We start from the raw sequence: 19,396 nt of genomic DNA, 5'->3' as shown, positions 1-19,396 counted from the left end.
GTTCAACAAAGTTATTCTTGTAAGTTAAATCTTCTTTTTTACCATTCACAACCGACTTCTTTTATTCGGTCGAATATCTGTATTATTTTACCGATTAAAACCCATTTATTACTTATTTTAGCGTCGAAATGAATTTATTTGAACACATAGGGCGCTTCTTTTTGATGTTGAAATCGGTTTTTGCAAGACCCGAAAAAGGGAAAGTATTCCGAAAAATGTTTTTTTTCGAGGTTGATGCAATAGTAATTAGTTCGATTCCTTTGGTGGCTTTCTTATCTGTGTTTATGGGAGGGGTGATATCATTGCAGACAGCGGCTAACATGGGGTCTCCACTGTTGCCAGAATACACAATTGGTTACATTACCCGGTCATCTACTATTTTAGAATTTTCTCCCACCATAATCTCTCTAATCATTGCTGGTAAAGTGGGCTCGAATATAGCTTCAGAGATTGGAACAATGAGAGTGACAGAACAAATTGACGCCCTAGAAATTATGGGGGTAAATTCAATTGGATATTTAATGTTGCCAAAAATTTTAGCAACAACATTCTTTTTTCCTTTTGTTGTAATTATTTCAATGGTGCTTTGTCTTGTGGGGGGATGGGTTGCCGGCGTTCAATCTGGATTATATTCAACCCATACCTATATGGTGGGAATAAGGGCTTTTTGGCATACTGATGCGTGGTATGTTTATTATGCATTAGTAAAAACCGTTGTTTTTGGATTCTTAATCACATCAATTGCTTGCTATTTCGGATACTATACGCGAGGTGGATCATTAGAAGTAGGAAAGTCAAGTACCCGAGCTGTAGTAGCGGCATCTGTTGCGATTTTATTAGCAAATTACATACTAACACAATTGATTTTGGTGTAATGATTATAGTGGATAATATATCAAAGTCTTTTGGAGATACGCAAATTTTATTTGATGTTTCAGCCAAGTTTACGGAAGGTCAAGTAAACTTAATTATTGGTGCTTCTGGACAGGGTAAATCTGTACTAACAAAATGTATTGTAGGCTTACATGAAGTCGATCAGGGAGCTGTTTTGTATGATGGTCGAGATTTTTCTGCTATGAACAGAAAGCAACGGATTGAGATTAGGCAAGAAATAGGAATGCTTTTTCAAGGGAGCGCACTTTTTGATTCTTTAACGGTTGAAGAAAATGTCATGTTTCCGTTAAAAATGTTTACCGATATGTCTCAGGAAGAGATGCGAGAAAGAGCTAATTTTTGTCTAAAAAGAGTGAACATAATTAATAAAAATGATTTATTGCCGGCAGAAACTAGTGGTGGTATGCAAAAGAGAATTGCCATCGCAAGAGCCATCGCAATGAATCCGAAATATTTGTTTTGCGATGAGCCAAATTCAGGCCTTGATCCCAAAACTTCTATCGTAATTGATAATCTAATAAAGGAAATTACGTATGAATATAATATGACCACAGTTGTGATTACTCACGATATGAATTCTGTAATGGAAATTGGTGATCACATAATTTTTATCAATCAAGGTAGAAAATGGTGGCAAGGTAACAACAAAGAGATTATCAGAACAGATAATCAGGAAGTTGTTGATTTCGTGTATGCATCAGCATTCATGAAAAATTTGAGAGAAAAGTTAATCAATTAATTTAAAAAAACTAAGTATTATGAGTGAAGAAGAAGAAGGAGGTAAAACGTTCATCGACACTTCGATGCGCGATAAAAAACCAACCACAGTTGATCAGCCTGAAGGAAAAAAAAGAGACGGGTTGTATATTGTAATTATCATCCTGTTATTATTAGGAGGAGGGTATATGGGATATGTACTGTCTGAAAAGAATAAGGATTTAAACCAATGTACCAATGATCGTCAGGCAATTGAAAATGAAATGGCAGATCTGAATGATATGATGTATGATCAAGGTTTGGATAGAGGTGAAGATGTGAAGAAAAATCTCGAAAATATGCTCACGATGTATGAGAGAATGGAAGGAGATAATCAAGCAATGAATGATAGCATCGCCATTCAACGTGATAAGATTAAAACTTTAATGGAGGATTTGGAGAAATCGAAAGGCGATAAACGTCACTACATGAGTAAGGTGTATAAATTGGAAAAAGAAACCGAAACACTTCGCTCAATTATGAAGGATTATATTAGAACAATTGACTCGTTGAATACAGCTAATGGGGTGCTGACAGAAAACTTAAATATGACCTTGGCTGACCTTGAAAAAATGACTGAATCGCGTAATTCATTCCAAAATGAAGCGGAAGAACTTGGTGATAAAGTGAATAAAGGGTCAAAATTGAATGCTTTTGGCTTTTTAACAGAAGGTATCCGTGAAAAAGGTTCTGGAGCCTATAAAGAGAATAATCGAGCTTCAAGATGTACGCATATTCGCTCTTGTTTTACACTAGGAGATAATGCAATTGCGTCGGCTGGAAATAAAACCGTTTATATGCGTGTGATAACCCCTGGAGGATCTGTTCTAAGCTCAAGCAACAGTAATACATTAAAGACGGAATCCGGGCAATCTCTTTTGTATTCTGATAAAAAGCTCGTAAATTATCAGAATAAAGCAGTTGATTTATGTATTTTCCATGAATTATCTGTTGAATTAGAAGGAGGGAATTACCTCGCAGAAATTTATTGTGAAGGGGTTAAAATAGGATCGGATAGCTTTGTACTGAAGTAGAATTTTGAAGAACGCTATTTATATAATTATTTTGGGACTAGCTTCTGTGCTTCAAGCGCAGGAGCTAGATTCTTTATGGTTAAAAGAGATTAAAGTTTTCCAAACTGAACAGGACGAACACTATTTCAATAAAAAAACCAGTCCACTCAACAAAAAAGAGCGAAAGTCGTTCAAAGGGCATCATTTTTTTCCAGTAGACATTGATTATTGCGTTGAAGCTAGTTTTCATAAGATAGAAAAGGAAGATACTGTTGCGATGCAAACTTCATCAGGATCAATAAAATATTATAAGCCATACGCTTATGTGAGGTTCATGTTGAAAGATACCCTTTGTGAACTTACGTTGTATCAAAGCTACTGGTTAAGGGATAAAGATGAGTATAAGAATTATTTGTTAATGCCTTTTACTGATGCTACTAGCGGGAAGTCCTCATACGGTGGAGGTAGATATTTGGATATTGAAATTCCTAGTAAAGATACAATTACTCTTAATTTCAACTTAGCCTATAATCCCTATTGTGCTTATACATCGGGATATAACTGTACAATACCACCAAGAGAAAACAGGTTAAACGTTCATGTTCTGGCGGGATTGGCCGCACCTGAAAATCACGATTAGCTTGTAAACCTAAAAAGTGTGATTTTTGTAAATAAATGCGTTTAACAAATTAATAACACACTTTTAAGGATAAAATTCGTTACTTTATTAGATCTAATTAAAAATAAAGAAGAAATTATGAGATTGATGTTTTTAACCTTATTAATTGTGTCGTTCAATTTTAGTTTTGCTACAGTTAATGAAGAGGTAAAAGGGGGATTGACATGGTATACCGATTTAGCTAAAGCACAAGAGGCATCGGAAAAATCGAATAAACCTATATTTGGCTTTTTTACAGGTAGTGACTGGTGTGGTTGGTGTAAAATGCTGCAAAGAAATGTATTTGTTAAAGAGTCGTTTATTGCTTGGGCAAAAGAAAATGTGATATTGTTAGAATTAGATTTCCCAAAAAAAGTACAACAGTCTGCTGAATTGCGAACGCAAAACAGGAATCTAGCTACAGCTTTAGGTGTTCGTGGATATCCGACAGTATGGCTTTTTACGGCTTCAGTTAATCCTGAGGATGGAGGGTATCACTTGACTAGAATGGGTAAATTAGGTTATCCTAGAGCAGAAAAAGGAAAAGAAGCAGAAAAATTTTTAAGCGATGCTAACGCGATATTAGCAGCTGTGGAAAATACCGCGAATTAAATCGAATTAAATAAATTGTCGGAGAGCTCGGTTTTTAACTGAGCTTTTCGCATAATATTCTAATTTCAATTAAAGGCGATATGCGTTCGTAAAGGATGTTATTTACGGCTTCTAAGATTGGCATCTCAACGCCATATTCCTTGTTTATTTCAATCAAACATTTCGTTGCATAATACCCTTCAGCAATCATGTCCATTTCCATCTGGGCAATCTTGACAGAATACCCTTTACCAATCATATAACCAAACGTTCTATTTCTAGAAAACTTAGAATAGGCTGTCACTAATAAATCACCTAAATAGGCACTAGAGTTCGTGTCTCGGTGTATAGGATGAACTTCATCTATAAAGTTTTCAATTTCTTGAATTGCGTTTGAAATTAAAACAGATTGAAAATTATCCCCATATCCTAAGCCTGCACAAATACCACTCGCAATTGCGTATACATTTTTCAAAACTGCAGAATATTCTGTTCCAAATATATCATCAGAGACTGCAGCTTTTATATAACGAGACCTTAGTCGTTCTGCAACGTATTCTGCAATGTCTTCATCTTGCGAAGCGACGGTTAAATATGAAAGCCGTTCCAAGGCTACCTCTTCAGCATGACATGGTCCGCAGATTATGCCGATGTTATCATAAGGAACACCAAGATAATTGTGATAAAATTCCCCAGGTATTTCATTTAATTCAGGAATAATACCCTTAACGGCTGAAAACACGAATTTGTTCTTTAGCTTTTTTGAAGGAAATTTTTCAAACAACTCGTGTAAAAAAGCTGAGGGAGTAGCGATTATAATGATGTCTGATGGTTCGATAATTTCAACTAAATCTGTGCCCACGTTAATTCGCTCTAAATCAAACTCAACGGCTTGTAAGTACTTAGGGTTGTGTCGATGTTTCAGGATGTGGGCAGCTGAAGATTCGTTATGCATCCACCAGTTGATAACATGTTTTTGGTTGGTTAATATTTTAACCAAAGCTGTTGCCCAACTTCCACCACCAATAACTGCTATTTTTTTTTCTTTATCTCCCATTATTGCAGTAAACAAAAATATAAAAAACTTGGAATAAGTAACATGAATTGATAAAGGAGTTGTGGATGGTTGTTAATTCTAATTTTAACGATTCATAGAAAATGCGATGAATGTGACTTAAAGTTAATTTGTTAGCTCGGTTAATGAATAAAAAATGCCACAGCATTTTTTGCGTGGCACCAACAGTTAGAGTTAAAGGATCTTAAAGCGCAGCGAGTGCAGCTTCATAATCGGGTGCTTCTCCTATTTCAGGTACTTGTTCAGTATATTTAACTTCACCATTTTCGTTAAGAACGACAATTACTCTAGAGTGAAGTCCTTCAAAACCACCGTCTTCAATCATTAAACCATAGTCTCTGCCAAATGAACCATCAACAAAATCTGAAAGATTTATAACATTATCTAGACCTTCTGCTCCACAAAAACGTTTTTGCGCAAAAGGAAGATCACGGGAAATGCAGAGCACTTTAGTGTTTTCTAATTGTGAAGCTTTTTCGTTGAAATGTCGCACGGATGATGCACAAACACCAGTATCAACACTTGGAAATATATTAAGGATCACTTTTGTTCCTTTATAGTCTGCCAATGTTGATGTCGACATATCTGTTGCAACTAGTTTAAAGTCTGGAGCCTTTTCCCCGACTTTTGGTAATTCTCCGTTGGTATGAATCGCCGTACCACCTAATGTAATTTTAGCCATTTTATTTCTGTTTAGTTTGATTTAAAGTTAACTAAAATATTGAGGTTTACAGTGGAGAAACGCAAATTATCCGTTCGTTTTTATGCATTGTTCTGCTTTATCTACTAAAGCCGAATTTCCAACAAAATAAGGGACACGTTGATGTAGGTCGGTTGGATCTATTTCCATAATTCTATTCTTACCATCCGAAGCTGATCCCCCAGCTTGTTCGGCTATAAAAGCTAACGGATTACATTCATACAAGAGACGGAGTTTACCATTCGGTGCCGTGTCAGTAGAAGGGTACATATATATGCCTCCTTTGATTAAGTTTCTATGGAAATCGGCAACTAAAGATCCTATATAACGTGCTGTATAAGGACGGTTAGTTTCAGGGTCTACCGTTTGAGCATATTTTATAAACTCTTGAACGCCTTTTGAACTCCTGTAGAAGTTACCCTCATTCATGGAGTAAATTTTTCCATTGTTCGGGAATTGCATATTTGGGTGGGAGAGTAAAAACACACCGATTCCAGGGTCGAAAGTGAAACCGTTAACGCCATTTCCGGTAGTGTAAACAAGCATTGTTGAAGAGCCATATATCACATAGCCTGCGGCTAATTGTTCTGTTCCTTTTTGTAAAAAATCTGCATCTGAAAGTGGTCCGCCTACTGGAGAAACCCTTCTATAAATACTAAAAATGGTCCCAATTGAAACATTTACATCAATGTTCGAAGAGCCATCGAGGGGATCCATTGCAACAATATATGAGCCTTCTTCATTAATTGGAATATAAGCATCGTTTTCTTCGGATGCAATTCCACATACAACCTTACGTGCAGCAAGTGCCTTTATAAATTGATCATTTGCGTAAACGTCTAATTTTTGTTGTGCTTCACCTTGGATATTGTCCGAGCCAGCAGCACCAACAATATGACTTAATAAACCAGCCTTGTTTACTTGTTGACTGACAATTTTTGAGGCCAACCGAATTGCACTTAAGAGTCTTGAAAATTCTCCACTTGAACCTGGAAAATCTTGTTGTCTATCAATGATAAATTCTCCTAACGTTTTTACTTGCTCCATATCTTGTAATGTTGAGGTGCAAATAACGCTATTTTATGGGATATTACCAATTCATTTTAATACCTTTGTAGTATATACTTATTGGGATGAAAAGAAAAATATATTTATTTACACTTTTTTTGTTCTTCATACAAGATTTATTTGGTCAATGTGCCATGTGTAAAGCTGTTGCGGAAGATCAAGCCGAAGATGGTGGTAGTACGATTAATGAAGGTATATTGTATATTATGACCGTTCCTTACATTATTTTATTCTTTGCTTTCCGGAAAAAAATATTTTCTTTTTTGAGGGAGTTAAAGTCCGCAGGAATACCTGAAAATCAGTAAGTTTAATTTGAATGATTCCAAAAAAAAAACCTTCTCGATAAACAAGAAGGCATTAACTTTAATAAGTTGTAAGGTTATTTAATTTGGTTTGGATCGTTTTCAGCAATTTTATTGTATTGCGATTGTCTGTACATCCAATACCCGAAGGCAAGAAAACCAAAGATTAGTGCGGCAGTCCAAAAAAGATCACCAATTGGCTCTAATGTATATTGAAATAACCAATATGCCCCGTCGTAAATTCCGTAAAAAATATCTGATGAACTCATAAAATATCAATTTGTGCAACAAATGTAATAAATAAATTAGATTAATTTTAAGCCCATGCTAGTAAATTTGTTTAAATCAAAAACACCCGTTGCCATTTTCAGTTTGCCTTTGCTGATTTGTGTTTTAGGTCTCCCACTTTTTTTTAATACAGCTGATACTCCGGCAAGTTTTTTTACTTGGGAGGCAGGTTTTATAGGTTGGGTTTATAGCAATGTTATTTTCCACTATTTATTTTCAATAATTATTATTTATCTTGGGGCAATAGAGGTCAATCGATTGGTTAATGTATATGGGTTCTATGGGAAAAATACTTATTTGGCCGGACTTTTTTATGTTCTTCTAATTTTTACTTTTACACATTTCCATTTTTCTTTGGATTTATTGGCAATTCTTTTTTTGGGATATGGTTTAGGTTTTTTGTTTAGAATTAATCGTCAAGATAAAGCAAATTCAGCTGTTTTTATGGCGGCTTTATTTATTGGAGGAGCGACAGTTTTTACACCGGTTGTAGCACCTTTAGTGTTGTTGCCATGGTTTACTTTGGTAATTTTTCGTTCTTTTATATGGAGGGAATGGATGATGTTGATTCTTGGAATTGCTTTACCTTGGTTTTATCATTACGCAATTGTTTTTTTATCAACGGGCCAATTAGATATTCGTAGAGAAGGACTGACAATCATAAATGATTCGTTTCAATGGTTTCTTCATCATACTTTCTTAATTGGCTTTATTGTTCTTGTTTTGTTATGGGGCTCTTGGCAATATGCCGTAATAGCAAGGACAGCTCTTTTAGCTTTTAAGAAGCGTAGTCGCATTTTATTTCATTTTGTTTGGCTCTCATTAATTCCTTTTGGCTTAAGTTGGTTTTTGTTTGATGAACCTTACTTTGCTTTTGTAATCCCATATTCCGTTATGTTATGTGTTGTGTTTTTGAAATTGTCTTCAGCTTTATTCGCAAATATTTTACTTGGACTCTGGTTAGTTTTGCTGTTTTGGGACTTCTTGGGATAAATGATGCGCACTATCCACGCAATATTTTATTCAGTTTTGCTGAATTCTTTAATTAATAATTACCTTTGCAAAGCATTTTAAAATCTGATAAATGAAATTTGGAGTGGTTACTTTTCCTGGTTCTAATTGCGATCAGGATATGATTGATACCTTAGAGATTAGCTTGGGTCAAAAAGTTGAAAAGTTATGGCATAAAGAAAACGATCTCAAAGGGTGTGATTTTATTGTACTACCGGGTGGTTTTTCTTTTGGAGATTACTTGCGTTCTGGTGCAATTGCAAAATTTTCTCCAATTATGAACGAGGTAATCGCTCATGGGCAAAAAGGTGGTTATGTAATGGGTGTTTGTAACGGTTTTCAAATTTTATGTGAAACGCCGCTGTTAGATGGGGCATTGCTTCATAACGACAATCAAAAATTTATTTGCAAAAATATCTTCTTAAAACCTAATTCGTCAGATGCTGCCATTACAAAGGATTTAGATCCTAACAAAGCCTATAAAATTCCAATCGCGCATGGTGAAGGTCGATTTTTCGCGCCAAATGATGTGATCAAATCAATTCAAGATAACAACCAAATCTTATTCCAATATTGTGATGAGGAAGGTAATGTAACTGATGAATCAAATCCAAACGGATCAATAGAGAATATTGCAGGAATAACCAATGTCGGTAAAAATGTTTTTGGAATGATGCCGCATCCAGAACGTGCTGCAGACGAGAATCTTTCTAATATTGATGGTAAATTCTTTTTTGAATCTATATTGGCAAACTTGAAATAAAATAAATTAACGATAACTAAAGGCCGTTAGCAGTTCTGTTAACGGCCTTTTTTTGTAAAAAAATTAGAAATCTCACATTTATATTTATAAATATAGTTGTATAATTATAAAAATAGTTATACTTTTGATTCGTCGACACAAATTAGAATGTATGAAAAAAGAATTAACAAAGGCGGAAGAGCAAATCATGCAAGCCATCTGGAAAGTTGAAAAAGGTTTTGCAAAGGATATTCTTGCGGAGCTAGATGATCCTAAACCAGCTTACAATACGGTTTTAACAGTTATTCGTGTACTGGTGCAAAAGGGTTTTGTAAAGTTTAAGACATACGGTAAATCAAACGAATATTATCCAACGATTTCAAAAGAAACTTATTCTTTACAACGTGTTCAAGCTTTGAAAAAACGTTTTTTTAATAATTCAAATGCCCAGTTTTTATCCTTTTTTATGAAGGAGAATAAATTGGATTTGAATGATTTGAATGACATGCTTTTGGAACTAAATGAAGATGACAATGACTAGCGGGATTTGGTTTTATATTGAGGTAAATATTTTATTAGCCTTCTTTTACGTGGTTTTCCTGCTGATAAAGCAACGAATACCTTTAAAATGGGCCAGAATAACCTTGATTTTATTGCCTTTAATTGCTTTTTGCGTTATCGTGTTGAAACGAATTGTTGACCTGTCGGAATATAGCTATGTGCCTGGGATTATACAATTAAACCCTGTACAGGTTTCTTCTGTTTACGAGGTTAACGGTTTTTGGCCTAATTTAAACTTTTGGTCAATCTACGGTGTGGTCACTGTTATACTCTTTGTCATTTTTCTTATGCGTCTTATTCGATTGATTCATTTGTTTAGAACGCATAAGTCAACAACTAGTGGGGGGTTAAGGTGCTATTCAATTCCTAACCAAACCTCTTTTTCTTTTTTCAATAACATTCAAATTGAATCAGGTTTATCGGATGATGAAAAAATGTTAGTGTTTGAGCATGAAAAAGAACATGCCCGACAGCTTCATTCCTTGGATATAATTTTACTTGAACTATACCACATTTTCTTGTGGGTGAATCCTATACTGTTTCTTATGAAACGTTCATTGGTTTTTATGCATGAGTATCAAGTCGATCAAGTTTTGTATCGAAATTACAGGGTAAAGTACTTAAGATTTTTAGTGAATTATGCTTTAGGGTTTTCATCTCCGAATTATTTATTAACGAGCCGCTTTAAAAAACAATTGGCGGTCAAAAAAAGAATTCAGATTATGAAAACACAAAAAAAATCAAAAAAATGGTTATTCATTTTTTTACCAATAGTTGCTTTTGGTTCAATGTTTATGCAATGTACGAAGTCCATAGAGCCAAAGAGTAGTGATCCTATTGAGCAGAATGAGAATTCAATTCCTTTACTTGATAAAAATAACGTGTATGAAGTTGTTGATGAATCACCAATTTTCAAAGGAGGACAAGAAGGCATGTCTGCCTTCATAGTGGAGAATGTTACATACCCGAAAGAATTGGTTGATGAAGGAGTGGAAGGAAATGTTTTTGTTGAGTTCATCGTGAATGCTGATGGACGAATAGAGAATCCTTTAATTAAAAGGGGAGTTCATCCAGAATTAGATGCTGAAGCACTAAGGGTCGTTTCTTTAATGCCAGATTGGACACCAGGAAAATTAGACGGTAAAGATGTCGCCGTTAAATTTGTATTACCGATTAGCTTTAGGTTAAATTAGTGTAAGAAACCAATTATTACGCTAAGTCTTTTAAAGTTTTAAAAAAAGCCCGTTCAATTGTTTCGAACGGGCTTTTTCATTGAGTATGTCTGTGAGATTAACCAGAACACATTTCGCAGTTGTCTGGATCATCTAGCGAGCAGGCTATTTCTTCCATGCGCTCTTCTTCTGTTTTCGCAATTATTTTTGGAGCACTTGCCGCATTTTTATCAAGTGTAAATTTGATAGCGTCTGTAGCTGCTTTTGTTCGAAGGTAATACATACCTGTTTTCAAACCAGCCTTCCATCCATAAAAATGCATTGAAGTTAATTTTGCAAAATTTGCATTTTCCATAAACAAATTCAGTGATTGAGATTGACAGATATATGCCCCACGATCAGCGGCTTGATTGATCAGTACTTTCTGAGAGATTTCCCAAGCTGTTTTATATAGGTCTTTGATGTCTTGTGGAATTTCATCAATATTTTGAATTGAGCCATTAGAAGCCATCAATTTATTTTTCATCGTTGAATCCCACAAATTTAGTTTTACAAGATCCTTCAATAAGTGTTTGTTTACGATGATGAATTCGCCTGACAAAACACGTCTCGTATATATGTTTGACGTATAGGGTTCAAAACATTCGTTATTACCTAGTATTTGTGCAGTTGAAGCAGTAGGCATTGGCGCTAAAAGTAGTGAGTTTCTAACACCGTGTTGTTTCACCTCTTCTCTTAATATGTCCCATTCCCAACGGTTAGATGGTGTAACTCCCCACATATCAAATTGGAATTCTCCTTTAGAGATTGGTGAGCCTTCAATTGTTGGATAAGGTCCATCCTTTATCGCGGTGTCTTTTGACGCTGTTACAGCAGCATAATAGATAGTTTCAAAAATTTCTTTGTTCAATTGACGTGCCTCTTCCGAATCAAAAGGGTATCGCATCAAGATATACGCATCGGCTAAACCTTGTACACCAATGCCAATAGGTCGATGTCTCATATTAGAGTTACGCGCCTCTTCAACTGGATAATAGTTTTGATCAATTACTTTGTTAAGGTTGATAGTTAAATGATAAGCCATTTCGAATAACTTGTCATGATCAAAAGTTTTGTTTTCTGCGTTAACAAATTTAGGTAAGGCTATTGAGCCAAGGTTGCAAACTGCAACTTCGTCTGGAGCGGTGTACTCGAGTATTTCAGTACAAAGATTTGATGACTTAATGGTGCCTAAATTCTTTTGATTAGATTTTAAGTTTGCAGCATCTTTGTATACCATATAAGGTGTCCCGGTTTCAATTTGTGATTCTAAAATCTTAAACCAAATATCCTGTGCTTTAACCGTTTTTCTTCCTCGGCCCTCAGTTTCGTATTTAGTATATAATTTCTCAAATTCCTCGCCGTAAGTATCAGATAGCCCCGGACATTCATTAGGACACATTAAGGTCCATTCTCCGTTTGCTTCTACTCGTTTCATGAACAAGTCAGGAACCCACATAGCATAGAATAAATCTCTAGCACGTTGTTCTTCTTTACCGTGATTCTTTTTTAAATCTAGGAAATCAATGATGTCCGCGTGCCAAGGTTCAATATAAATAGCAAATGATCCTTTTCGTTTTCCTCCTCCTTGGTCGACATATCTCGCGGTGTCATTAAATACTCTTAACATTGGAACAATTCCATTTGACGTTCCATTAGTTCCTTTAATATATGATCCTTTCGCACGGATGTCATGAATCGATAACCCTATACCACCTGCTGATTGAGAAATACGAGCGCATTGTTTTAAAGTGTCGTAAATCCCCTCAATACTGTCTTCTTTCATTTGCAGTAAGAAACAAGAGGACATTTGAGGTTTTGGTGTTCCAGCATTAAATAGGGTAGGAGTTGCATGTGTAAACCAACCTTCAGACATCGCGTTATACGTTTTAACCGCAGACTCAATATCTCCTTTGTGAATACCAACCGAGACTCTCATTAACATATGTTGTGGACGCTCAACAATTTTATTGTTAATTTTTAAAAGATAAGCTCTTTCTAATGTTTTAAACCCAAAAAAATCATACTTAAAATCACGGTCGTAAATAATGTGCGAATCGAAATATTCAGCATTGTCCTGAACGATTTCGTAAACATCTTCTGCAATTAATGAAGCGCTTTCACCTGTAATTGGATCGACATATTTGTATAAATCTTCTATCGTATCCGAAAAAGATTTTTTCGTGTTTTTATGCAGATTGGACACGGAGATTCGAGACGCTAACAATGCGTAATCGGGATGCTCAATGGTTTTTGATGCCGATACTTCGGCTGCTAAATTGTCTAATTCATAGGTGCTTACGCCATCATATAGGCCTTCAATTACTTTCATAGCTACTAACTCAGGCTGAACAATAGGGCTAAGTCCGTAACATAATTTCTTTACACGAGCCGTTATTTTATCAAATTTAACTGGCTCTTTTCTTCCGTCTCTTTTAATTACATACATAAGGCGTCCTTGGTTTTTAATGTGATCTCAACCTTTCAATAATGTAAAAGGTCATAAACACAATAGGGTTTTTAATAAAAATTATCTAGAAATCTTCGTCTAATGAAAAAGATTGGTTTTCTCCACTGTTTAAAACTCCCGCTTTTTGATACTCTGCTACGCGTTTTTCAAAAAAGTTAGTTTTACCTTGAATGCTGATCATATCCATGAAGTCGAATGGATTACTGGATTTATAAACTGGTTCGCAATTAAGCTCTCCTAATAAACGATCAGCGACAAACTCAATATATTGCTGCATTAAGTCAGCATTCATACCAATTAACTTTACAGGAATAGCATCCGTTACAAATTCTTTTTCGATTTCTACTGCGTCAGTAATAATTTTAGTAATGGTCTCTTTGGATAATTTATTTACTAAGTGATTATTGTAGAGTAGGCATGCAAAATCACAATGCAAGCCTTCATCTCTAGAGATGAGCTCGTTTGAGAAACTTAATCCAGGCATAAGTCCTCTTTTCTTTAACCAGAAAATTGAGCAAAATGAACCTGAAAAGAAAATACCTTCTACAGCTGCAAACGCAATTAATCGCTCGGCATAAGACCCTTCCTCTATCCATCGCAAGGCCCAATCAGCCTTCTTTTTTACACATGGAATGGTTTCGATTGCATTAAATAGGTAAGATTTTTCTTTACTGTCTTTGATATAGGTATCTATCAATAATGAGTATGTTTCAGAATGTATATTTTCAATTGCTATTTGAAATCCATAGAAAAATTTTGCCTCAGTGTACTGTACTTCTGAAAGAAAGTTTTCGGCCAAATTTTCGTTAACTATTCCATCGGAAGCAGCAAAAAAGGCAAGTACGTGCTTGATAAAGTGACGCTCATCATCATTTAACTTCTCATTCCAGTCAATTAAGTCCTGCGATAAGTCAATTTCTTCTGCTGTCCAAAAACTCGCTTCAGCCTTTTTGTAAAATTGCCAAATATCATTGTGTTCAATCGGGAAGAGAACGAAACGCTCATTATTTTTTTCTAAAATTGGTTCAACTGCTGCTGCCATTCTTACTGATTTTAATTCGTTATTTCTTTCGCTTTTTTACAATCCAAACCGAATTTTTTGGCTGTAAAAAATCAACTCACACTAGGTGTTCTATATCCAAATTTGAGGGGCTATTTATAGTTGCGAATTGAGATACCAAAGTTGCGATTTTTTATCGAAGTATCAATTATAAATAATTCACAACGACACGCTAGTTTTCAACAATCTTCTCTTGTTACCGTTTTTAAAACATTGGAAAACAAGTTGTTGAAAAATAAAATATTTTATTTGCTCTTTTTCAAATTAACATCAAATTAACGAAAAACGAACAATCTATTAACAACTTGTTAATTCGTTTTTTTGTTAAAAATTCCTCCCAAACTGGACTTACAATTTACGATTATTTGGAGGTATGAATCAAGGTAAAATAGGTCTTAATTATAAACGTGGTATTGTTAAAAAACTTTTGTAAATTTAGTGTACCTAAAACTAAAAAAATCGATATATGAGAATGGGGGATAGAATAGGGTTTTACACCCGGTCTTTTTTTAATGTTTTCTATCCAAATTATTGCAATTTATGTGATGCAAGTCTAAATAGTCAAGAAAATCATGTCTGCTTGAATTGTCTCTATGATTTGCCTTATTTGAATGGGAACAATTTGAACATGGATAAACTTAATCGATTATTTTGGGGGAGGGTTCAGGTGGAGCATGTTTATAGTTTGCTGGATTATCAAAAAGGAAATCAATCACAACAGGTTCTTCATCAGTTAAAGTATAAAAAGAAGCGAAAATTAGGTTATTTTTTTGGTCGTATATTGGCGAATGAACTCATGCAAAATGAGCGATTTGATAAAATTGTGCCTGTTCCTTTACATCCAAAAAAATTGAAAGAAAGAGGGTTTAACCAAAGTTCTGTTATTGCTAAAGGTATTAGTGATGGGCTGAATGTTCCTGTTGATGAAAATATTATGGATCGAATTGTGTACAACCCGAGTCAAACCAAATTTTCTAAGTATGATCGTTGGAATAATGTTCGCAAAATATTTGAGCTCAAAACACCCAAATCAACATTAGAAGGGGTACATATTTTACTTGTTGACGACGTCATGACTACCGGTGCAACCCTAGAAGCTTGTGTGCAGGAATTTAATCGAATTGAAAATTGCACAGTTAGTATTGCTACCTTAGCAGCTCGAATTTAAAAAAGAAAGATGCAAAAAAAGGATGAAAATGTCATTGTTGGTTGGGGTTTGGCAGGTGCGGTTCTAGCATGGACAGCCTATTTTAAAGGTCGTTCTTTTCGCGTTTTTGATTCGGGTTCTAACCATTGTACTCGAGTCGCAGCCGGACTTGTTAATCCAATTATTTTTAAAAGACTTACAAAGAGTTGGAATGTGGATAAATTAATGCCTTTTGCAGGTGATTTTTATGAAAAAATTCAACGGGAACTCGAAGTCGAACTATTGTCGTATAAAAATATTCTTAGGGTTTTACGTGATGTAGAAGAGGAGAATGATTGGGCGGTAAAAGTTAATGACCCTGACTTTAAAAGTTATATGGGGCACGAAAATTCCACGACAATGGAAAAAATTTATGCTCCAAATGGTTTTGGGAAAGTAAAGACTTTTGGAAATTTAAAAACGGGCTTGTTCCTAGACGCTTCCAAACGTTTTTTTATAAATAAGGGCGTCAAATTTATAGAAGACAAATTTTCGTATGCCAACTTGAACGAAGAGGAATTGTATTTCTTTTGCGAGGGTGCGGAAATTGGGTCTAATCCTTTTTTTAATTATTTACCTATGAAGCCAACTCATGGAGAGGTGTTGATAATTAGGTCGTTTAATTATAGTTGTATGGAGACCGTTAATAAAAACCTTTTTATTCTGCCGATAGGTGATAACTTGTATAAAATAGGTTCTACGTACAATTGGGAACTGAATCAACCTATACCAACAAAAGAAGGAAAAGATGATTTGTTGAGCCGATTAAAAATGTTTGCAAATTTTGATTTTGAAATTGTTGATCATCAAGCTGGTATTCGACCAACTGTGGCGGATAGGAGACCACTGGTAGGAATGCACCCAAAACATAAAAATGTTTATGTATTTAACGGGTTAGGTACTAAAGGTGTAATGATTGCTCCATATTATGGTAAACAGTTCTTAGACTTTGTTTTTGAGGGAGGTATATTGGATGATGAAGTGAATATAAGGCGTTATTCACACAAATATATTTCCAATAATTCTTAACTTCAATTCTTATTGTTCGCTAAATAATGTGCAATTTTGTATCATTAAATGTTGTCACACTTATTTGGGCAATGAATGATAAGTTTTACTAATTATAAAAAGAAATAGGATATGTATCCAGCAGAGTTAACAACACCAATGAAAAATCAGTTGGTAGAAAGTGGTTTCAAAAGTCTTGAAACACCAGAAGAAGTAGATGCAGCGATTAATCAGGATGGTACTGTATTATGTGTGATTAATTCAGTTTGTGGATGTGCGGCAGGTACAATGAGACCTGGAGTGATTTTGTCTACCAAACATAATAAATTGCCAGATAATATGGTAACTGTCTTTGCAGGGGTAGACGGTGATGCGGTCTCTCAAGCAAGAAAATATACCTTGCCTTATCCTCCTTCTTCACCATCTATCGCATTGTTTAAGAATGGTACTTTGGTTCATTTTATTGAAAGACATCATATTGAAGGGCGTTCAGCTGAAATGATTGCGGAAAATTTAGCGATGGCTTTTGACGAGTATTGCTAGTCCCTAAAAAAAGTGTTTAAACCGAATTTAACCGAAGTGTTAGATTCGGTTTTTTTATGCTTAACTTTAAAATTAATAAAGAAATATTTTATGAATAAGAATTTACGAGTGTCCTTGTATTCATTAGTGACAATAGCGGTGTTTTGTACTTTTTTTTATTTGTATCCAGCCGCAATTTTTGAGGCCAAGATTGTGGAGGTTGGAACGTCATATGTAAATGATATTTCGTTGGCAGGCTTTTTTAATGCTCGTGATTTGCCTACGGTCGTTTCTATTAAACATCTTGTGAATGTAACACCAACATGGAAAGGCTGGTTGTTACTTATTATTATATTGGTGGGTATTCCAATCATGATAGGATTTCGTTTAAACTTGTTAAAGGACACAAAGAATAAATAAATGAATTTAGAATTATTAGCAAAAGTTTGTAAAACACCTGGTGCGCCGGGTTTCGAACAAAAAGTTAGAGAGTTAGTTGTAAATGAGGTGACTCCACTCGTAGATGAGATAGAGGTTGATAATATGGGAAATGTTTACGCAATTAAGCGTGGTAAACAGCGGAAGTCAGCTATGGTCGGTGCACACATGGATGAAATTGGTTTTATTGTTACGCATATTGATGATAAAGGATTTATTCGTTTTCATACCTTGGGAGGTTTTGACCCTAAAACATTAACAGCACAACGCGTTATAATTCACGGTAAGGAAGAGGTTGTTGGAGTTATGGCTTCTAAACCGATACATGTTATGACACCTGAAGAACGTAATAAAAATCCAAAAATTACTGATTATTTTATTGATACAGGATTATCTAAAAATGAAGTTGATGCGTTGATAGAAGTTGGTGATTCAATAACACGGGAGCGAGAGTTTATCGAAATGGGGAATTGTGTGAACTCTAAGTCGTTAGATAATCGTTTGGCTGTTTTCATACTAATTGAGACGTTGAGAAACTTAAAAGACAAAGAAGTTCCTTATGATGTTTATGGTGTTTTTACCGTACAGGAGGAAGTGGGAATTCGAGGAGCAAATGTTTCGACATTAAAAGTAAATCCGGATTTTGGATTTGGTTTAGATACGACAATCGCTTTTGATTTACCCGGAGCTGCGGAACATGAAAAGATAACAAGGTTAGGAGAGGGAACAGCAATAAAAGTTATGGATGCCATGACCATTTGTGATTACCGTATGGTTGCATACATGAAAGAAATAGCTAATAAGCATAATATAAAATGGCAGCCAGAGATTTTGACTGCGGGAGGCACAGATACTGCAGGAATTCAACGAATGACAGCTGGAGGTTCTATTGCAGGGGCGATTTCAATTCCGACACGTCATCTTCACCAAGTTATAGAAATGGCGAATAAAGATGATATTAAAGGTTCAATAGATTTATTAACTGCTAGTCTTTTGAATTTGGATCAATATGATTGGGATTTTAAATAGATTTTACAACATTTAGAATAAAAAAGCACGGCCAAGAGGACCGTGCTTTTCGTTTTTTTTAGCGTTAATGCTTAATAAACCTACTGTTTAATAATTTTCAATGTTGATAGTTGATTTTCAACTTGAATCGAAATTAGGTAGGTTCCGCTTTCATAATTTTCTAAAGAAATTGTTTCAATTTGGTTACCAACACCAGTTAAAAGTGTTGCTCCCTGAATGGTTTGAAGGGTGTAGTTAAATTGACCTTCCATTTCAATTGTTACATTTTCTGTAGTAGGATTAGGATAGATTGCAATATTTTCATTTAAATCATCAATACTTAATTGAGAATCAAGGAAAATGATCATCTCTTCTGTACAACCCGATGCACCTGTAACAATAACAGTGTATGCGCCAGGTCCAACACCAATAAGATCTTCGTCATCATCCATATCACCTAGTCCATCATTGTCCCAATCGAAAGTGAATGGAGCGACACCGTCATGAACAGTTAAGTCAATTTCACCATCTGTTCCGTCGGTTGGTAAAGTGTTTTCAAAAGTCAATGACATTGGTTCAGCTACCGTGATGGTGATAGTAGCTTCGTTCGTACAGCCAAAGCTGTCTTTACCAATTACAGTATAAGTATATGATCCAGCTGTTTCAGGTACAAATGGAGTTCCGTTAGTAATCGAAGCAGGAGACCATTCATACTCACTTGCTCCGCCACCAGTTAAAGTTACCGGTTGACCTAAGCAAATAGCATCGTTATCAGCACTTGCGGTTACGTCAGGTAATCCAACAACAGAGACTTCAACTGAAGCAGTTGCAGGG

At 35.2% G+C, this 19,396-nt stretch carries 22 protein-coding genes; 15 read left to right on the top strand and 7 right to left on the bottom strand.

Annotated features, from left to right (window positions below; all coding sequences use genetic code 11):
• Window positions 1-128 precede the first annotated feature (128 nt).
• The 5 genes from A8143_RS05685 (at window position 129) to A8143_RS05665 (ending at window position 3,933) form a co-directional block, all read left to right on the top strand.
• Window positions 129-875, top strand: a complete 747-nt coding sequence (locus A8143_RS05685) for an MlaE family ABC transporter permease (RefSeq protein WP_066756887.1) — start codon at window positions 129-131, stop codon at window positions 873-875.
• Complete coding sequence (locus tag A8143_RS05680) at window positions 875-1,633, top strand: ABC transporter ATP-binding protein (RefSeq protein ID WP_066756884.1); 759 nt, start codon at window positions 875-877, stop codon at window positions 1,631-1,633. Before A8143_RS05685 ends, A8143_RS05680 begins: the two co-directional genes overlap by 1 nt.
• 19 nt (window positions 1,634-1,652) lie before the next feature.
• Window positions 1,653-2,684 carry a hypothetical protein gene (locus A8143_RS05675; protein ID WP_066756881.1) on the top strand — a complete coding sequence of 344 codons (1,032 nt, stop codon included), beginning with the start codon at window positions 1,653-1,655 and terminating at the stop codon, window positions 2,682-2,684.
• 4 nt (window positions 2,685-2,688) lie between these two features.
• On the top strand, window positions 2,689-3,303 hold the full coding sequence (locus tag A8143_RS05670; protein WP_066756877.1) for a DUF1684 domain-containing protein: 615 nt from the start codon (window positions 2,689-2,691) through the stop codon (window positions 3,301-3,303).
• Between the two features lie 117 nt (window positions 3,304-3,420).
• Window positions 3,421-3,933 carry a thioredoxin family protein gene (locus A8143_RS05665; protein WP_066756875.1) on the top strand — a complete coding sequence of 171 codons (513 nt, stop codon included), beginning with the start codon at window positions 3,421-3,423 and terminating at the stop codon, window positions 3,931-3,933.
• A gap of 34 nt (window positions 3,934-3,967) precedes the next feature.
• On the opposite strand, the gene A8143_RS05660 is transcribed toward A8143_RS05665, so the two are convergent.
• The 3 genes from A8143_RS05660 to fbp form a co-directional block, all read right to left on the bottom strand.
• Window positions 3,968-4,969, bottom strand: a complete 1,002-nt coding sequence (locus A8143_RS05660; protein WP_066756873.1) for an NAD(P)H-dependent glycerol-3-phosphate dehydrogenase — start codon at window positions 4,967-4,969, stop codon at window positions 3,968-3,970.
• A gap of 202 nt (window positions 4,970-5,171) precedes the next feature.
• On the bottom strand, window positions 5,172-5,669 hold the full coding sequence (gene tpx, locus A8143_RS05655; protein WP_066756870.1) for a thiol peroxidase: 498 nt from the start codon (window positions 5,667-5,669) through the stop codon (window positions 5,172-5,174).
• Window positions 5,670-5,735: 66 nt separating this feature from the next.
• Window positions 5,736-6,734, bottom strand: coding sequence for a class 1 fructose-bisphosphatase (gene fbp / locus A8143_RS05650; protein WP_066756869.1), 999 nt, complete (start codon window positions 6,732-6,734; stop codon window positions 5,736-5,738).
• Between the two features lie 86 nt (window positions 6,735-6,820).
• Between fbp and A8143_RS05645 the strand changes: the two genes are divergently transcribed.
• A complete protein-coding gene (locus tag A8143_RS05645; protein ID WP_066756866.1) occupies window positions 6,821-7,060 on the top strand; it encodes a hypothetical protein in 240 nt (79 codons plus the stop codon).
• Window positions 7,061-7,134: 74 nt separating this feature from the next.
• On the opposite strand, the gene A8143_RS05640 is transcribed toward A8143_RS05645, so the two are convergent.
• The gene (locus A8143_RS05640) at window positions 7,135-7,326 is read right to left on the bottom strand and encodes a hypothetical protein (protein WP_066756864.1); all 192 of its coding nucleotides are present in this window, start codon (window positions 7,324-7,326) and stop codon (window positions 7,135-7,137) included.
• A gap of 55 nt (window positions 7,327-7,381) precedes the next feature.
• Between A8143_RS05640 and A8143_RS05635 the strand changes: the two genes are divergently transcribed.
• The 4 genes from A8143_RS05635 (at window position 7,382) to A8143_RS05620 (ending at window position 10,852) form a co-directional block, all read left to right on the top strand.
• On the top strand, window positions 7,382-8,338 hold the full coding sequence (locus A8143_RS05635) for a hypothetical protein (protein WP_066756862.1): 957 nt from the start codon (window positions 7,382-7,384) through the stop codon (window positions 8,336-8,338).
• 91 nt (window positions 8,339-8,429) lie between these two features.
• Entirely contained in the window at window positions 8,430-9,119 is a 690-nt protein-coding gene (purQ, locus tag A8143_RS05630; protein ID WP_066756860.1) for a phosphoribosylformylglycinamidine synthase subunit PurQ, read from the top strand.
• A 151-nt stretch (window positions 9,120-9,270) separates the two neighbouring features.
• Window positions 9,271-9,639 carry a BlaI/MecI/CopY family transcriptional regulator gene (locus A8143_RS05625; protein WP_066756854.1) on the top strand — a complete coding sequence of 123 codons (369 nt, stop codon included), beginning with the start codon at window positions 9,271-9,273 and terminating at the stop codon, window positions 9,637-9,639.
• Window positions 9,632-10,852 carry a M56 family metallopeptidase gene (locus A8143_RS05620; RefSeq protein ID WP_066756851.1) on the top strand — a complete coding sequence of 407 codons (1,221 nt, stop codon included), beginning with the start codon at window positions 9,632-9,634 and terminating at the stop codon, window positions 10,850-10,852. Before A8143_RS05625 ends, A8143_RS05620 begins: the two co-directional genes overlap by 8 nt.
• Window positions 10,853-10,949: 97 nt before the next feature.
• Here A8143_RS05620 and A8143_RS05615 read toward each other — a convergent pair whose 3' ends face one another.
• Together A8143_RS05615 and A8143_RS05610 are read right to left on the bottom strand one after the other, a co-directional pair.
• A complete protein-coding gene (locus tag A8143_RS05615) occupies window positions 10,950-13,319 on the bottom strand; it encodes a ribonucleoside-diphosphate reductase subunit alpha (protein WP_066756848.1) in 2,370 nt (789 codons plus the stop codon).
• A gap of 85 nt (window positions 13,320-13,404) precedes the next feature.
• On the bottom strand, window positions 13,405-14,382 hold the full coding sequence (locus A8143_RS05610) for a ribonucleoside-diphosphate reductase small subunit (RefSeq protein ID WP_066756845.1): 978 nt from the start codon (window positions 14,380-14,382) through the stop codon (window positions 13,405-13,407).
• A 490-nt stretch (window positions 14,383-14,872) separates the two neighbouring features.
• On the opposite strand from A8143_RS05610, the gene A8143_RS05605 reads away from it, so the two are divergent.
• The 5 genes from A8143_RS05605 to A8143_RS05585 all read left to right on the top strand — a co-directional run bounded on the left by A8143_RS05605 (window position 14,873) and on the right by A8143_RS05585 (window position 18,583).
• Entirely contained in the window at window positions 14,873-15,568 is a 696-nt protein-coding gene (locus A8143_RS05605) for a ComF family protein (RefSeq protein WP_066756954.1), read from the top strand.
• A gap of 9 nt (window positions 15,569-15,577) precedes the next feature.
• A complete protein-coding gene (locus A8143_RS05600) occupies window positions 15,578-16,615 on the top strand; it encodes an NAD(P)/FAD-dependent oxidoreductase (RefSeq protein ID WP_066756843.1) in 1,038 nt (345 codons plus the stop codon).
• Window positions 16,616-16,726: 111 nt separating this feature from the next.
• The gene (locus A8143_RS05595; RefSeq protein WP_066756840.1) at window positions 16,727-17,137 is read left to right on the top strand and encodes a BrxA/BrxB family bacilliredoxin; all 411 of its coding nucleotides are present in this window, start codon (window positions 16,727-16,729) and stop codon (window positions 17,135-17,137) included.
• A gap of 90 nt (window positions 17,138-17,227) precedes the next feature.
• Entirely contained in the window at window positions 17,228-17,536 is a 309-nt protein-coding gene (locus A8143_RS05590; protein WP_139134276.1) for a hypothetical protein, read from the top strand.
• On the top strand, window positions 17,537-18,583 hold the full coding sequence (locus A8143_RS05585; protein WP_066756834.1) for a M42 family metallopeptidase: 1,047 nt from the start codon (window positions 17,537-17,539) through the stop codon (window positions 18,581-18,583).
• A gap of 80 nt (window positions 18,584-18,663) precedes the next feature.
• On the opposite strand, the gene A8143_RS05580 is transcribed toward A8143_RS05585, so the two are convergent.
• On the bottom strand, window positions 18,664-19,396 hold a 733-nt coding region (locus tag A8143_RS05580), incomplete at its 5' end, for a T9SS type A sorting domain-containing protein (protein ID WP_139134275.1).

The sequence above is a fragment of the Crocinitomix algicola genome (assembly GCF_001661595.2).
GTDB classification, from domain to species: Bacteria; Bacteroidota; Bacteroidia; order Flavobacteriales_D; family Crocinitomicaceae; genus Crocinitomix; species Crocinitomix algicola.
Note: the sequence above shows the minus strand (reverse complement) of the source record. Positions and strands in the feature narration are given on the sequence as shown.

Coding starts and splice junctions, on each gene's coding strand:
- A8143_RS05685 (WP_066756887.1), top strand. CDS start 129: ATGAATTTATTTGAACACATAGGGCGCTTCTTTTTGATGTTGAAATCG.
- A8143_RS05680 (WP_066756884.1), top strand. CDS start 875: ATGATTATAGTGGATAATATATCAAAGTCTTTTGGAGATACGCAAATT.
- A8143_RS05675 (WP_066756881.1), top strand. CDS start 1,653: ATGAGTGAAGAAGAAGAAGGAGGTAAAACGTTCATCGACACTTCGATG.
- A8143_RS05665 (WP_066756875.1), top strand. CDS start 3,421: ATGAGATTGATGTTTTTAACCTTATTAATTGTGTCGTTCAATTTTAGT.
- A8143_RS05660 (WP_066756873.1), bottom strand. CDS start 4,969: ATGGGAGATAAAGAAAAAAAAATAGCAGTTATTGGTGGTGGAAGTTGG.
- tpx (WP_066756870.1), bottom strand. CDS start 5,669: ATGGCTAAAATTACATTAGGTGGTACGGCGATTCATACCAACGGAGAA.
- fbp (WP_066756869.1), bottom strand. CDS start 6,734: ATGGAGCAAGTAAAAACGTTAGGAGAATTTATCATTGATAGACAACAA.
- A8143_RS05645 (WP_066756866.1), top strand. CDS start 6,821: ATGAAAAGAAAAATATATTTATTTACACTTTTTTTGTTCTTCATACAA.
- A8143_RS05640 (WP_066756864.1), bottom strand. CDS start 7,326: ATGAGTTCATCAGATATTTTTTACGGAATTTACGACGGGGCATATTGG.
- A8143_RS05635 (WP_066756862.1), top strand. CDS start 7,382: ATGCTAGTAAATTTGTTTAAATCAAAAACACCCGTTGCCATTTTCAGT.
- purQ (WP_066756860.1), top strand. CDS start 8,430: ATGAAATTTGGAGTGGTTACTTTTCCTGGTTCTAATTGCGATCAGGAT.
- A8143_RS05625 (WP_066756854.1), top strand. CDS start 9,271: ATGAAAAAAGAATTAACAAAGGCGGAAGAGCAAATCATGCAAGCCATC.
- A8143_RS05620 (WP_066756851.1), top strand. CDS start 9,632: ATGACTAGCGGGATTTGGTTTTATATTGAGGTAAATATTTTATTAGCC.
- A8143_RS05615 (WP_066756848.1), bottom strand. CDS start 13,319: ATGTATGTAATTAAAAGAGACGGAAGAAAAGAGCCAGTTAAATTTGAT.
- A8143_RS05610 (WP_066756845.1), bottom strand. CDS start 14,382: ATGGCAGCAGCAGTTGAACCAATTTTAGAAAAAAATAATGAGCGTTTC.
- A8143_RS05605 (WP_066756954.1), top strand. CDS start 14,873: ATGGGGGATAGAATAGGGTTTTACACCCGGTCTTTTTTTAATGTTTTC.
- A8143_RS05600 (WP_066756843.1), top strand. CDS start 15,578: ATGCAAAAAAAGGATGAAAATGTCATTGTTGGTTGGGGTTTGGCAGGT.
- A8143_RS05595 (WP_066756840.1), top strand. CDS start 16,727: ATGTATCCAGCAGAGTTAACAACACCAATGAAAAATCAGTTGGTAGAA.
- A8143_RS05590 (WP_139134276.1), top strand. CDS start 17,228: ATGAATAAGAATTTACGAGTGTCCTTGTATTCATTAGTGACAATAGCG.
- A8143_RS05585 (WP_066756834.1), top strand. CDS start 17,537: ATGAATTTAGAATTATTAGCAAAAGTTTGTAAAACACCTGGTGCGCCG.